The following is a 15,163-nucleotide window of genomic DNA, read 5'->3' on the forward strand; positions in this document are numbered from 1 at the left end:
CTCGCCGGGGCGGGGGAGTTGTGTTCGCCGGAGTATTGGGTGCGGCATGTGCGGGAGACCGTGCGGTTCGCCGATGGTGTTCGGGCGTTGTCGGAGGCCGGGGTGGGGTCGTTCCTGGAGCTGGGGCCGGATGGTGTGTTGTCGGCCCTGGTCCGGGAGTCGGCGCCAGGTGAGGTCGTGGTTGTTCCGGTGCTGCGTAAGGACCGTCCGGAGGAGGGCGCGGTGGTTACCGCGCTCGCCCGCCTGCATGTGACCGGCATCGCCGTCGACTGGCCGGCGTTCTACACCGGCACCGGCGCCCGGCAGGTCGAACTGCCCACCTACGCCTTCCAACGGCAGCGCTACTGGCCCACTACCGCAGTCGACGCAGGGGACGTACGGGCCGCGGGACTGGCCTCGGCACGGCATCCGTTGCTGGGCGCGGCGGTGTCGTTGGCCGACTCGGACGGTGTGGTGTTCTCCGGTCGCCTGTCGTTGGCCTCGCATCCGTGGCTGGCCGACCACACGATCATGGGGCGGATCCTGCTGCCGGGTACGGCTTTCGTGGAGCTGGCGATCCGGGCCGGTGACGAGGTCGGGAGTGGCCGTGTCGAAGAACTGACCTTGGCCGCACCGCTGGTGTTGTCCGAACGAAGCGCGGTGCAGATCCAGGTGCGAGTCGGCGCGGCGGATGAGGACGGGCGGCGCACTGTCACCGTCCACTCGCGGCCCGATGACGACTCGGGCGCGCAGTGGACGCAGCACGCCGTCGGTGGGCTGACCGACGACCCCGTCGAATCCGTCGTCGGCTTCGATACGGCCGCCTGGCCGCCGGCGAGCGCCGAACCGATCGACCTCGACGACCATTACGCCCAGCTGGCCGAATCCGGGTTCGACTACGGACCGGTGTTCCGGGGTCTGCGGTCCGCGTGGCGGCTCGGCGACGAGGTGTTCGCCGAAGTCGCCCTGCCCGAAGGCCCCGATACCGCCGCCGTGGCCGATACCGACATCGGCATGGACACCGACATCGGCGGGTTCGGCGCTCATCCCGCGCTCTTGGACGCGGTCCTGCACGTCGCCGGATTCACCGGCGCCGCGCAGGACGGTGAAGGGGGAGCTCTGCCGTTCTCCTGGGAGGGCGTGTCGCTGATCGCCTCCGGCGCCACGTCGGTGCGGGCACGACTGTCGCGCACCGGGCAGGACACGGTCACGATCGAGGCCGTCGATACGGCGGGGCGGCGGGTCTTCACGGTGGACGGTCTGGTGGTCCGCACCGTCACCCCCGAACAACTCGGTACCGGACCGGCGGTGGTCGGGCACTCCCTCTTCCGTACGGAGTGGACCGCGGCCACCGAGCAGGTTGGGACCGAACCGCCCGAGGTGGCCGCGGTCGGCCTGGCGGACGACGTGACCGAGCTGTTGCGCTCTGCGGGGACCGAGGTCCGGGCGTACGCGTACCCGGATCTGCCGGCGCTGGCCGTGACCGAGGACCCGGTGCCGGACGTGGTGCTGGTCCAGCTGAACACCGAGCCCGACGCCGGGCGGGTGGAAGCTGTTCACGCCACGGTGTCGCACGCCCTGCGCCTGGCGCAGGACTGGCTGGCGGGGGAGCGGTTCGCCGAATCCCGACTCGTCGTGCTGACACGCAACGCCACCACCGGCGATGATGTGGCCGCGGCCGCGGCGTGGGGCCTGATGCGCTCCGCGCAGACGGAGAATCCGGACCGGATCACGCTGCTGGACCTGGACTTGGACCTGAACGGTACGGACGTTCCCGGCCCGGTCCTGGCGCGGGCGCTGACGACGCCGGAGCCGGAACTGGCGATCCGTGAGGGGCACCTCCTCACGGCTCGGCTGGTACGAGTACAAGCGCCGGAGCCGGAGCAGACACCGGACCCGGACCCCCTACCGGAGACCGGCGCGTCCTGGTCCGGTTCGGGCACGGTTCTGATCACGGGGGGTACGGGTGGTCTGGGTGCGGTGGTGGCCCGGCACCTGGTGGCCGAGCACGGCGTACGGGACCTGCTTCTGCTGTCCCGGCGCGGACTGTCCGCGCCGGGTGCCGGGGACCTGGTCGCCGAACTCGCCGGATTGGGTGCCCGTGCCGAGGTGGTGGCGTGTGATGTGGCCGATCGGGATGCGCTGGCCGAGGTGCTGGCGGGGCATGAGGTGTCCGCGGTCGTGCACAGCGCCGGGGTGCTGGACGACGGCGTCATCGGTGCGCTGACGCCGGGGCGTGTTGATGCGGTGTTGCGTCCGAAGGTGGATGCGGCGTGGTATCTGCACGAGCTGACGCAGGGCTCGGACTTGTCTGCGTTCGTGGTGTTCTCCTCCGCGGCGGGCACGCTGGGCAGTGCTGGTCAGGGGAGTTACGCCGCGGGGAATGCGTTCCTGGACGCGCTGGTGCGGTACCGGCGGGATCGGGGTCTGCCGGGTGTGTCGCTGGCCTGGGGGCCGTGGGAGCAGGCCGACGGCATGGTCGGTGAGCTGAGCGCCGTCGACCGCGAGCGGATGCACCGCTCGGGGTTCCCGGCGTTGTCCACCGAGCAGGGGGTGGCGCTGTTCGACGCCGCTCTGGCCATGGCGGATCCGGTGCTGTTGCCGGTCCGACTGGACCTGCCCGCCCTGCGGGCCCGCGCCGAGGTGCCCCCGCGACTGCGCGGGCTGGTCCGGAGCCGCCGCGCGGCAGGCCGGGCCGCCACGGACCCCGGCCTCGTACAGCGGCTGGCCGGAATGGACGAGGCCGAGCAACGCGATGCCCTGCTGGATCTGGTGTGCGGCCACGTCGCGGCGGTACTCGGGCACGACGGCGCGGCCGCGGTCGATCCGTCCCGCGCCTTCCGCGATCTCGGTTTCGACTCGCTGACGTCGGTGGAACTGCGCAACGCACTGGGCACGGCGACCGGGTTGCGGCTTCCGGCCACGCTGGCTCTCGACTACCCGACGGCGAGCGAGCTCGCGGCTCATCTGCACACCCAGCTGGTGTCGGCGGAACCCGCGGGCTCCGGCTCTATCCTCGCCACGCTGGACGAACTGGAGCAGGCGATCGCGAAGGTGAGCGTGGACGCCACGGCGCACAAGCAGATCGCGGGGCGGATCGAAGTCCTCAGGTCACGGTGGGCCACATTGCGCGCCCAGGAGAACTCCGCCGAGCTCGACTTCGACGCCGCGTCCGACGACGAGATGTTCGCCTTCCTCGACGAGGAGCTCGGCGGATCTTGAACAGAACAGGAAAAACCCGAGACTTTCCCATGGTAAACGGTTCGGCGACGCCGTCGGGCATTCTCGCTGGGTGAACAGTGGAGAAGTTCCAATGACGCGAGGATCGCGCCTGGCATAGCTTGGGTGCGAAGCCGTGGAAATTCCTCGCTCGCGGTAGCGCGACGCGTTCGTGCCGGGCCCGCTGAGCACGAGAAAACCCGATACGTAGGCGGCGGATCAGTGGCGTGTGCCCGGTTCGTGAGCCGATGAGGCGATAGGGCGTGGGGCATGGTCAACACGAGTGGCGATACAGCGGTCGAGGTGCGCGATCTTGTACGCGCCTATCCGGGGCGCAACGGAGAGCTGATCAAGGCCAATGACGGCCTGAGCTTCAGCGTGCCCCGCGGGCAGGTCTTCGGCCTCTTCGGCGCGAACGGCGCCGGTAAGACGACGCTGGTGTTGCAACTGCTCGGACTCGTGCGGCCCACCTCCGGTTCGATCATGGTCAACGGCGTCGATGTGACCCGTTACCCGGAGACGGTGAAATCCACTGTCGGCTTCCTGCCGCAGGCGGGGCTCTCCATGCGGCTGATCGAGACCCGTCGCGCCCTGCACTACACCGGCAGGCTGCGCGGCCAGAGCGAGGCCGACGCCCGCCGCCAGACCGACGCGCTGATCGACGAGCTGGGCCTCGGCCCGTACGCCGACCGTCAGGTGGAGCGGCTCAGCGGCGGGCTGATGCGCCTGGTGAACTTCGGCATGACGCTGATGGGCCACCCCGAGCTGATCGTGCTGGACGAGCCGACCAATGAGCTGGATCCGCACAACCGGCGTCTCATCTGGGAGATGATCGAGCGCCGCAGCACCGTTGAGGGCGCCACGGTCGTCCTGGTGACACACAACGTCCTGGAGGCCGAGAAGGCCGTGCACCGGGTCGCGGTGATGCACGGTGGCCGGATCACCGCGATGGGCACGCCCGGTGAACTCAAGGAGCAGATCGGCGCGCAGGCGCGGCTGGAGCTGTTCGTCCGCGACGGCGGCAGCCTCACCCGGGAGGAGATTTCGCGGCTCAGCACGGTCGGCGAGGTCAGCCAGGGTAACCGCAGCGGCAGCTACCTGATCACCGCGGCGACGGACCGGCTCCAGCCGCTGATCGAGGTGCTGGTCACCGATGTCGGCGTGAAGCGTGTCGACGACTTCCGCTTCGCCCGCCCGACCCTGGAAGACGTCTACCTCACCCTGAACCCGAGACAGCACTCCGATGCCGCGGCCGCCAGGGAACTGGTGACGACTCCGGCGGGAGGCGGCGGCTCAGCGGAGAGCGGTGACGCGGGGAAGGCGGCGGCCGCCGCCGCGCCGAACGGCCACCGGCCGGCGGCCAGGGAACTCCCCTCCGCCGAACTCCCCGCCGCCGAGCCCCCTGCCGCCGAGCCCCCTGCCGCCGAACCCGCGGCGCCGGCCTCCGGGACATCCCGCCGGGCCCGGGCCCGGGCCCAGGGCCGGGGGCGGATGCCCTTGCGGGAGCGGCTCGGCCGGTTCGGCACCTCGTTCAAGTACCTGTGGTTCGAGCACATGCTGACCGTCCGCACCTCCTGGCACGTGCACATGGTGTTCGGCATCTTCATGCCGCTGACGATGGTGTTCGGCTTCTCCCGGATCGGCTCCGGGCTGACCGACGAGCTGAGTCTGACGTACATCGCCAGCGGCTCCGGCGTGTTCGCGATCGCGGCACTGGGCACCACGGCGATCGCGCAGCGGATAGGTGCGATCAAGGCCGAGGGATCGATGCTGTATTACGCCTCACTGCCGATCAGCAAGGTGGCGTTCGTGATGGCGTTCGTCGCCGCCCGCCTGCTGCTCATCGCGCCGGGCCTGGTGACCTCGCTGATCGCGGTGCGGCTGCTCTACGGCCTGGACTTGACGCTGTCGCCGATGCTCCTCATCGTCTACCCGCTGACCGCGCTCCCGCTCGCGGCGCTCGGCCTGGTCATCGGCAGCCTGATCGACCGCATCGAGCTGATCTCGATCGTCACCTACGTCCTGAACTTCGTCCTGCTGCTCGGCGCTCCTCTGCTCATCCCGGCCAAGGCCCTGCCGCTGCCACTGAAGGCCCTGAGCTGGGTCATGCCCACCACCTACGGGTCGGACGCCATCCGGCGCAGCGTCAGCGACAACATCGATGCCACCTTCGGCCTCGACATCCTGGTGCTGACCGTGATGACGGCACTCGCCCTCACCATCGCCGACCGGTCGCTGCGCTGGCGCGCCTCCTGACTCGCCCTCGCCCTTCGCCCCGGAGTCGAAGCCGGTGATTTCCCCAGTAGCGCTCCCGTAGCATCCTGGCCGGGCCGACGGGGGCCCAGGCGCCCACCCTCGGCGTGCGTGCTCTCGGGCATTCCCGGCCGGCGGAATGTGGGGATATCCACCACGGCGGATGGAACGGGAGCGATTTCGGTATGAAGTTCCGGGTGCTGGGTCCGCTGACTGTCGTCGGCCGAGGTGGCCCCGTGGCGCTGAGCGGGATCAAACAGCGCGCCGCACTCGGATTCCTCCTGCTGCACGCGAACCAGGTGGTGGCGACCAGCACCCTGCTGCGTGCGCTGTGGACGGGCAACCCGCCGCCCACGGCGCGGAAGATGCTGCAGAACGCGATCTCCAGCCTGCGCGGTCTGCTGTCCGCCGAGGACATCGAGGGCGAGGGCGCCGAGGCCGGCATCGCGGACCACGGGGGCGGTGGGACCGGCGAGGGTGCTGCCCCCGCACCGATGCTGCTGACCCACGCGCCCGGCTACCTGCTCAGCGTGCACACCGACGCGCTGGATCTGACCGCCTACCAGGGGACGGCGGACAGGGGACGTGCCGAACTCGCGGCCGGGTCCTGGATCGCCGCGGCGAAGACCCTCCGGGTGGCGCTGGAAATGTGGCAGGGCCCGGTCCTGGCGGACTTGGCCGAGGCCGGCACGGACTGGCCGGAGCTGACCGCGATCCAGCAGGCGCGCCTCACCGTGCAGGAGGACCTGTTCGAGGCCGAGCTGGCTTGCGGTGGACATCACGAGGTGGTGCAGGAGCTGGAGACGCTGGTCGTCGCGGAGCCGGTACGGGAACGGCTGTGCGCCGAGTTGCTGCTGGCCCTCTACCGCTGTGGCCGCCAGGTGGACGCGCTGGAGCTCTACCGCCGTACGAGGACCGCGTTCGCCGACAAGCTGGGCCTGGAGCCCGGCCGCGTACTGCGTGACATGGAGCGGGCGATCCTCGAACACGACCCGGTGCTCTCCCAGTCCGACGCGCTGGGGATCATCGCTCGGGAGAGTGAGGCCAAGCGCGGCGGCCCGCCCGCCCAGCTCTCCCGCAGGACGCCGCCGCCGCCCGCTCCGCCGCCCCGGCTCGCACCGGCCGGTGCCGGGACCGCCGGCCGACGGACGGCCCCGCCACGACCGGCGCGGGCCGAGACCGGCACCCCGCCCGCCATCATCGGGATGGCGCGGCACGTGGCGGCGAGGTCCACCCCGCCGGCCTCGTCGGGCGGCGGCCTCACCGAGCAGCGCAAGCAGCTGAGCATGCTGCTGGTGCGCACCAATCCCGGCGGGAGCCCGCAGGTCGACCCCGAAGACGCCGCGCAGCCGGCCGGCGGCCTCACGGCCACCATCCGTGAGGAGATCGAACGCCACGGCGGCAAGGTCTCCGGCGTGATCGGTCCTGTCACCTTCGCCCTGTTCGGCGTTCCCCGCACCGGGGAGGACGACGCGGCCCGCGCCGTGCAGGCCGGGCTGGCCATCCGAGACCGGCTCGGTTGCCGGGGACCGGGCCGCCCAGGCCCCACCGGTCAGGCGCCGGCCCCGGCGCGCGCGGAGACCGCGGTCCGGGTGGCCGTGGCGACCGGCGAGGTGCTCGTCACCTGCGCGGCGGACGGCACCGGTGCGATCCCCGTGGTCAGCGGCGCCGTGCCGGAGAGCTGCATGGAGCTGCTGGAAACCGTGCCCCCGGGCGGCATCCGGGTGTGCGCGGCCACGCGCAGGAGCAGCGAGCGCACCGTCGAGTACGAGCCGGTCGAGGAGCCGGGCGGGGGATCCGAACCCCTCGTCGTCCGGCCCGGTCACGCCCGTGCGGACGGGCCGCCTGCCCTGATGGGCCGTGAGCGCGAGGTCGAGCAGCTGCGCGGGCTGCTCGACGATGTACGCCGACGGCGGCGTCCCCACTTCCTGACCGTGCTCGCCGAGCCGGGCCTGGGCAAGAGCAGGCTGGTCGCCGAACTCGTCGCCATGGCCGGGCGCGGCTCCGGCGAGTTCACCGTGCTGACCGGGCGCGGATCGTTCTCCGACCGGGGCGCCCCGCTGGGCCCCCTCCGGCGGATGGTGGCCGCGGCTGCCGGGATCGAGCCGGGGGACTCCGCCGCCTTGGCGGACGACAAGCTGGCCCACAAGGTCCACCGTCTGTTCGGCACCGGTGAGACGGGCGCAGGGATGCTGGCGCGGCTGCGGGAGCTGCTCCGGTCCGAGGGCCCGGATGCGGCCGCCCTGACGGCGGACGGTGAGGTGTGGCGGCGGTTCTTGGCCGAACTCGCCGCGGAACGGCCCCTGGTGGTCGTCTTCGAGGACGCGCATCTCGCCGACGCGTCAGTGCTGGACTTCATCCAGTGCCTGGGCGACACCGCGGGCACCGTGCCGATGCTCGTGGTGGTGACCGCCCGGCCTGAACTGCTCGACGCCCGGCCGGGCTGGGGCGGTGGCCTGCGCGACGCCCTCACCCTCACCCTGGACCCGCTGTCCGCGGAGGGCACCGCCGGGCTGCTGGCCGCCCTGCTCGCGCGCGATGGGTACACACTGCCGGACGAGTTGCGGCAGGAGCTGATCACGCGGATCGGCGGGAACCCGCTGTTCGCCGTCGAGTACGCCCATGAGCTGAGGGAGCGGCCCCTGCCCGGATCGACGGTACCGCCGCTGCCGGAATACCTGCACCGGGTGATCGCGTCCCGGGTGGATACGGTGCCGCCGGATGCCAAAGCCGTGCTGGTCAACGCCTCGGCGCTCGGCGGGGTGTTCTGCGCCGAGAGTGTAGCGGCCGTCGGCGACGGGGACCGGACGGAAGCCGCGAAGTGGCTGGACTATCTGGAGCGGCGCGACCTCCTGCGGCGCTCTCGGCACGGTTCCCCGGCCGGGGAAACCCGGTACGCCTTCCGGTATCCGGCCATCCGCGATGTGGTGGACTCGCTGGTTTCCCCCTCGATGCGCGAGGAAAAGCTGCGGCGTGCCGTCTCCTGGAGTGACCGGGCACCGTGAATCTCCCGGCGTGGGACGGCCTGAATTCCTTGGCGAGCGACGGTTCGGATGCCGGTTACTCGACGATGGAAACGAGGAACTGGGTAAGCGCTGCGGAATCGCATACCGTCGGATGCACCGGCGGCGGAAAAGCGCGCTGAATACTCAGGAAAACACTGAGTGAGAGGCCGGACCATAGCGATGGTCGGAGCGCTCGGGCGGTGTGATCCTCCCGTTCTCGCCCGCGATTGTCCGCGGCAGCCGACTCCGCTCCCGCGTGGAAAGGAATAGTTGTGCGCATTCTGTGCAGCATCGCGCTGTCGCCCTCGAACGCGCGTGCCCTGCTTCCCCTGGCACGGGCGGCGGCCGAGGCGGGCCACGAGGTCCTGGTGGTTTCGCCGCCGGAGATGGCCGATGTGTTCGACGGTGAGCCGATGCGGGTCAAGCCGCTGTTCACCGACATGGCCGAGATCGTGCTCCGCCTGCTGCAGGAGAAGCGGATCGAGGCGATGCCCAGTGATCCGTTCGCGCCCGAGACGCTCGTCGCCACCTCCTGCGGGCCGCACGTCACGGACGCCTACCGGCAACTGCTGGAGGTGGCCCACGAGTTCCGCCCGGACATCGTGCTGCGCAGCGGTGTCGAGTTCGCCGGCTACCTGGTCGCCGAGACGCTCGGCATCCCGCACGTCACCGCCCCATCGGGCGGCGGGCAGTACCTGGACCCCAAGTTGGTGCTGGCGGAGCTGAACGAGCGCCGCACGGAGCTGGGCCTGCCCGCCGGGGCCGAGCCGGAGGCCATCTACGCCAACGGCCGCTTCGACTGCATGCCGCCGGACTACTCCTTCAGCACCTACGACATCCCGGACACCTTCGCCTACCAGCAGCCGTCGAGCATCGTCCGCGACGAGACCGGGCCCGAGTGGCTTCAGGACATCCCCACCGACCGCCCGCTGGTCGTGGTGTCCAGCACCAACGTGTTCGCCTCGGTGATGTCCAGCAGTGTGTTCCCGCGCATCCTGGGCCTGTTCTTCGACGGACTGGTCGCCGGGCACATGTTCGAGGGTATGGGCGGCGTCCAAGTCGATCCCGCCGTCATGGTCAACGCCCTGATGCAGGGCGACGCCAACCCCCTCAACGCGATCGTCAAGGGACTGTCCGAAGTGGACTGCACCGCGATCGTCGCCACCCGTGGCATGCCGCTCAACCAGGACGTCGTCGGCGACAACATACGGGTCTTCGAGCGCATCCCGCAGCCGCTGCTGCTGGAGAGCGCGCAGCTGCTGTTCACCCACGGCGGCTACAACAGTGTCCGCGAAGCGGTCAGGGCCGGCGTGCCGATGGCCGTGCTCCCCGAGGTCAGCGACCAGCTGCACAACGCCAACCGGGTCGAGGAACTCGGGCTCGGGCTACGCGTCCCCGCGGCGAACGCGGACGCCGTCGCCGAGACCTGCACCCGGCTGCTGGAGGACCCGAGGTTCGCCCAGCAGGCGCGTAAGGCCCAGCGGCGCATGCTCTCGCTCCCTCCGGTGGACGCCGCCGTCGACCATCTCGCACGACTCGTCGGCTGACACACGGAACACGGCCGATTCACCTTACGAAAGATTGGAGACGGGCGGATGGAAGCGCAGTTCCTGCAGGCATTCTACGACCTGGCCTCGTGGATACGACTGTCCCCGCTGCTGAACAACGGCCCGTACCTGCCGTTCTCCGTGGTTTCACTGCGGCCGAGCGCCATGATCAAGGTGCTGGACGACATCGCCCTGCGGGACCGCAAGGTCCTCCTGGAGTGCGGCAGCGGCACCTCGACGGTGATGTTCGCACGGATGATGGCGCAGCGTGGGTACGGCACCATGCTGTCGCTGGAGCACGACGGGGAGTGGGCCGCCCGGGTCACCACGCAGCTGGCCGCCGAGGGCCTCTCCGAGGTGGCGACGGTCATCCACGCGCCGCTGGAGGAGCACCCCGCCGCGGTGAAGGACGTGGACTGGTACGCGCCCAAGACGGTCACCGAAGAGGTCGGGGCGTACACCGAGAAGCACGGCCTGGTCGACCTGCTGCTGGTGGACGGGCCGCCCGGCTGGGAGCGGGGGCGCACGATGGCCCGCTACCCCGCGGTCCCGGTGCTGTGGGACTTCCTCGCCCCCGGGGCGAGCGTGCTGCTCGACGACGTGAACCGCGCCGGGGGCAAGGAGATCACCGAGCGGTGGAAGGAGGAGTGCGGGCTCGACATGCAGCTCGACCCCTTCGGCACCCGCGGCGCCTTCGGCACCGTCCCCGTCTGACCACCCGGACAGTCGCACCGCACCGAGGAGGAAACGCTCATGCTGGCCATGAACGGCGGGCCGAAAGTGCGCACCGCGCCCTTTCCTGACTGGCCGCGGTTCGACGACTCGGAGCGCGCAGCCGTGGTGCGGGCGCTGGACCAGGGGTCCTGGTGGCGCCACGGCGGCAAGGAAGTGGACCTCTTCGAAAGAGAGTTCGCCGAGTTCCATGACGCGCCCGCCGCGCTCGCGGTGACCAACGGTTCACATGCTCTCGAACTCGCGCTGGAGGTCATCGGGCTGCGGCCCGGTGACGAGGTGATCGTGCCCGCGTACACGTTCATCGCCACCTCCACCGCGGTCCAGCGCCGTGGCGGGATCCCTGTGCCGGTGGACGTGGACCCCGTCACCTTCTGCCTGGATCCCGCCGGACTCGAAGCGGTGGCGACCGAACGCACCCGGGCGGTCATCCCGGTCCACATCGGCGGCCACATCGCCGACATGGACGCCATCACCGCCTGGGCGGACCCCCGTGGGATCACGGTGATCCAGGACGCGGCGCAGGCGCACGGCGCCAGGTGGCGCGGCCGGGGGCTCGGCGAGCTCGGCTCCATGGCCACCTTCTCCTTCCAGGAGACCAAGGTCGTGACCGCCGGCGAGGGCGGCGCCCTGCTGCTGCCGACCGAGGAGAGCTACCAGGAGGCGCGCACGCGCCACAACTGCGGCCGGGCCCGCGACCTGAGCCTGCGCACCGCCTCGTCCAACTTCCGTATGCCCGAGCTCACCGGGGCTGTGCTCCGGGTGCAGCTCGGCCGCCTCGCCGCGCAGACGGAGCAACGCGAGCGGCAGCACGAGAAGCTCGCCGCGGCACTGTCCGGCATCCCCGGGGTCATCCCCCAGGGGCGCGACGAACGGTGCACCGTCAATCCGCACTACATGACCATGTTCGTCCTGGACCCCGGGGAACTCGGCGGCCTGGACCGGGACACCGTGGCCCACGCCCTGCTCGCGGAGGGCATCCCCGCCTTCGGCGGCAACCCGGCGATCCACCGCACCGAGGCGTTCTGGACCGCCAGGACCGGCGACGAAGCGGTCGAGGACATCGCCCGGCGCTGCCCGAACGCGGAGCGGCTCGGACATCGCGGACTCATGATCCCGCACCAGGTCCTGCTGGGCGGGGACCAGGAGATCGATGACGTCGTGGAGGGCGTGGCCAAAGTCCTCGCCGAACTTCCGCGCAGCGGCGCAGGACAGCCCTGACACACACCGGATGCCCCCGAACAACCATGCCCTGAGCGGCGGTTTCACAGGATGGGAAGACTCAAGCGATGACTAGCGAAAACCCGGCAGGCCGTACTTTCGAAGTCCTTGTCGTCGGCAACGGTGTGCTCGGCCTGTCCCTGGGCCTGACCCTCGCCCGGCGCGGCACCAGGGTCGCCGTGCTCGGCCGGGGAGACCGGCCGTGGGCCGCCTCCACCGCTGCGGGTGCCATGCTCGGCACGTTCGGCGAGGTGACCACGACGCTCCTCAAGAGCGAACAGGGCCGCGCCAAGCTCGACCTCGGCGTACAGGCGAGCAAGCTCTGGGCCGACTGGCTCGCCGGGCTCGCCGAGGACACCGGGAAGACCGAGGACCTCCGCGTCGCCGACGGCACGGTCATGCTGCTCAACTCCGTCGGCGTCCCCGGCATCGACTCCGCCAACTACACAGCCATCCGGGAGACCCTGGAGCAGTACAAGGAGCCGTACGAGGACATCGACCCGGCCGACATCGAGTGGCTCGACCCCAACCCGACCACCCGCCCGTTGATGGGCATGTTCGTACCCGGTGAGCACGCGGTGAACGCGAACGGTCTGCTGGAGCGGCTCGAAGACGCGTACGTCAAGGCCGGCGGCGTGCTGGTCGCCGGGTTCGGCGAGGAGCTGGTGACTTCCGGCGGCAAGATCGCCGGAGTCCGGCTCACCACGGGCGACACCGTCTCCGCCGGCCAGGTGGTGCTCGCCGCCGGCGCCGCCACCCAGGCCCTGCTCGACACCGTGCCCGGCGTCGCCGCCCGCATACCGCGGCTGTGCGCCGGAGTCGGCGTCTCCGTCGTGGCCCGCATCGACCCGGACAAGCCCGCCCCGACCAGCGTGCTGCGCACGCCGAACCGCGCCTTCGCCTGCGGCCTGCACCTGGTGCCGCGCGGCCGCGGCGAGGTCTATCTCGGCGCCACGAACGCGATCGAGCCGGAGCCGGCGGACGCGCCGAGCATCCGCGACACCACCTTCCTGCTGCACTGCGCACTGCGCCAGCTGCGCAGGGACCTCGACGCCAGTGGCATGGCGAAGGTCCAGGTCGGCAACCGCCCCGTGGCCTTCGACGGCTTCCCGCTCATCGGCGAGACCAGTCTGGACGGCCTGTGGATGATGACCGGCACCTACCGCGACGGCCTCCACCTGTCACCGCTGCTCGCCCAGGAGATGACCCGCCGTCTGCTCGGCGAGGAGCCGGAGCACGACCTGGGCACGTTCAGCCCGGTCCGCGCGCCGATCCAGGCGCAGAGCCGTGCGGACATCGTGGACACCGCCGTGGTGCACCTGCTCGGCACCGGCTACGAGGACGAGTGGACCATCCCGAACGCCTGGCCGAAGGTCATCGAGGCCCAACTGCGCTCCGACTACGCCAAGTTCGCCGACGAGGTGGACGACGACTACACGCCGCCCGCCGAGATCCTCGCCAAGGCCCGGATGAACCCCGAGTTCCTCAAGACGATCCGCGCGTACTACACGGCCGTCCGGTCCACGGCCTGATCCGTTCCGGCCGGATGCGCAGCGCCAGGGCCAGGACGAGGCCCGGCATACCGCACTCAGCACACAGCACCCAGCACTCAGCACCCAGGACGAGGACAAGGAGCGCGCAAGCATGAGCCGACCCGAACTCCCCACCGAAGTCGACCTGCTCGTCGTCGGTAGCGGCCCCGTGGGATCGGCCATCGCTCGCAGAGTCCACGAAGCGGTCCCGTCCGCGCGGATCCTCATGGCCGACCTGGGCCCGCGCCTGACCGAGGAAGCCGGTCTGCACCTGAGCAACCTCCCCGCCCAGGAGCGGGGGGAGTTGCAGGCCAAGTCCCAGGGGCGCGATCCCCGGACCGCGCCGGGCGAGGACCAGGCGCTGGTCAAGAAGTACGCCGACCGCGGCACGCACCTGGTCGCACCACGGCGTGAGGAGCAGCCGGAACAGGAGGGCATGCCCGCCGCGGTGATGTCCAGCAACATCGGCGGCATGGGTGTCCACTGGGCGTGCACCGCCCCGCGTCCGCTCGACAGCGAGCGCGTCCCGTTCCTTCCCGACGAGGAACTCGACGCCGCGCTGGGGGTGGCCGAGGACCTCCTCTCGGTCACCCAGAATGCCTTCGAGGACACCGCGGGCGGTCAGCTCGTACTCAAGACGCTGAGCGAACTGTTCGACGGCGACTACCCCGACGGCAGGCACGTCCAGCCCATGCCGCTCGCCTGCACCCCGCGCTCCGGGGCGCTGCCGCGATGGGCGGGCCCGGACGTGGTCCTCGGGCCGCTCGCCCACGGTGGCGACGGCCGGTTCGGGATCGCGGCGGACACCATCTGCCGCCGCGTGCTGTTCGAGGACGGCCGGGCCGTCGGTGCGGTGCTGCAACACCTGCCCAGCGGCGCGGAGTTCAAGGTGGCGGCCCGAGCCGTGGCGGTGGCCGCGGACGCGCTGCGCACCCCGCAGCTGCTGTGGGCCTCCGGCATCCGGCCGCACGCGCTCGGCCGCTACCTCAACGACCAGCCCAAGACGGTGAGTTCCGTGCAGGTCAAGGACGGTCCCGCCGCCGGGATCGAGGCGCGCGGCTCGGTGGACTTCACCGGCGACATCCGCGACCTGGAGACCGGCCGGTTCTGGGTGCCGTTCGCCGACCCCGGCAGGACGAGCCACGGGCAGGTCATGACGCTGGACACCTCGCCGATCGACGGCGTCGATCCGGAGCTGTTCGTCGGCATGGTCTGGTACGGGGCCAAGGAGATCCAGGCGAGCGACCGGGTGGAGTTCTCCACCACCGAGGCCGACGCCTACGGGATGCCGAAGATGACCATCCACTACTCGCTGACCGAGCGCGACCGTGAGGGGATCGCACGCGCCCGGGCCGACCAGGAGAAGATCGCGGCCAGGCTGGGCGACTTCCTGCCCGGCAACGAACCGGAACTGTTCCCGGCCGGCAGCTCCAAGCACTACCAGGGGACGGTCCGCATGGGCGCGGCGGACGACGGCACCTCGGTCTGCGACTCGTACTCCCGCGTGTGGGGGTTCGAGAACCTCTACGTCGGCGGCAACGGAGTCATCCCCACCTCCACCGCCGTCAACCCGACGCTGACCAGCGTGGCCCTGGCTGTCCGCGCCGCGGAATCGATCAGCGCCCTGCTCGCCCGCGAAAACTGTTGACCCCGGACCCGACCCCCGAGAAAGCGA

General features: G+C 71.0%; 8 protein-coding genes. All 8 read left to right on the forward strand.

The window, feature by feature from the left end; translation table 11 throughout:
* Positions 1-3,201 (forward strand): type I polyketide synthase (locus tag ABZ562_RS38260; protein ID WP_361489219.1); only part of this gene is annotated, 3,201 nt, incomplete at its 5' end.
* A gap of 267 nt (positions 3,202-3,468) precedes the next feature.
* On the forward strand, positions 3,469-5,454 hold the full coding sequence (locus tag ABZ562_RS38265; protein ID WP_361489221.1) for an ABC transporter ATP-binding protein/permease: 1,986 nt from the start codon (positions 3,469-3,471) through the stop codon (positions 5,452-5,454).
* Positions 5,455-5,687: 233 nt separating this feature from the next.
* A complete protein-coding gene (locus tag ABZ562_RS38270; RefSeq protein WP_361489224.1) occupies positions 5,688-8,456 on the forward strand; it encodes a BTAD domain-containing putative transcriptional regulator in 2,769 nt (922 codons plus the stop codon).
* Between the two features lie 272 nt (positions 8,457-8,728).
* On the forward strand, positions 8,729-10,003 hold the full coding sequence (locus ABZ562_RS38275; RefSeq protein WP_361489227.1) for a glycosyltransferase: 1,275 nt from the start codon (positions 8,729-8,731) through the stop codon (positions 10,001-10,003).
* Between the two features lie 48 nt (positions 10,004-10,051).
* A complete protein-coding gene (locus ABZ562_RS38280; protein WP_361489230.1) occupies positions 10,052-10,717 on the forward strand; it encodes a class I SAM-dependent methyltransferase in 666 nt (221 codons plus the stop codon).
* A gap of 39 nt (positions 10,718-10,756) precedes the next feature.
* Entirely contained in the window at positions 10,757-11,956 is a 1,200-nt protein-coding gene (locus tag ABZ562_RS38285) for a DegT/DnrJ/EryC1/StrS family aminotransferase (protein WP_361489232.1), read from the forward strand.
* Positions 11,957-12,024: 68 nt separating this feature from the next.
* The gene (locus tag ABZ562_RS38290) at positions 12,025-13,488 is read left to right on the forward strand and encodes an FAD-dependent oxidoreductase (RefSeq protein ID WP_361489234.1); all 1,464 of its coding nucleotides are present in this window, start codon (positions 12,025-12,027) and stop codon (positions 13,486-13,488) included.
* 112 nt (positions 13,489-13,600) lie between these two features.
* Positions 13,601-15,136, forward strand: a complete 1,536-nt coding sequence (locus ABZ562_RS38295; protein WP_361489237.1) for a GMC family oxidoreductase — start codon at positions 13,601-13,603, stop codon at positions 15,134-15,136.
* Positions 15,137-15,163: the final 27 nt, after the last annotated feature.

Origin of the sequence: Streptomyces sp. NPDC019937 (genome assembly GCF_040631655.1) — a bacterium.
Lineage (GTDB): Bacteria > Actinomycetota > Actinomycetes > Streptomycetales > Streptomycetaceae > Streptomyces.

Coding starts and splice junctions, on each gene's coding strand:
- ABZ562_RS38280 (WP_361489230.1), top strand. CDS start 10,052: ATGGAAGCGCAGTTCCTGCAGGCATTCTACGACCTGGCCTCGTGGATA.
- ABZ562_RS38265 (WP_361489221.1), top strand. CDS start 3,469: ATGGTCAACACGAGTGGCGATACAGCGGTCGAGGTGCGCGATCTTGTA.
- ABZ562_RS38290 (WP_361489234.1), top strand. CDS start 12,025: ATGACTAGCGAAAACCCGGCAGGCCGTACTTTCGAAGTCCTTGTCGTC.
- ABZ562_RS38295 (WP_361489237.1), top strand. CDS start 13,601: ATGAGCCGACCCGAACTCCCCACCGAAGTCGACCTGCTCGTCGTCGGT.
- ABZ562_RS38285 (WP_361489232.1), top strand. CDS start 10,757: ATGCTGGCCATGAACGGCGGGCCGAAAGTGCGCACCGCGCCCTTTCCT.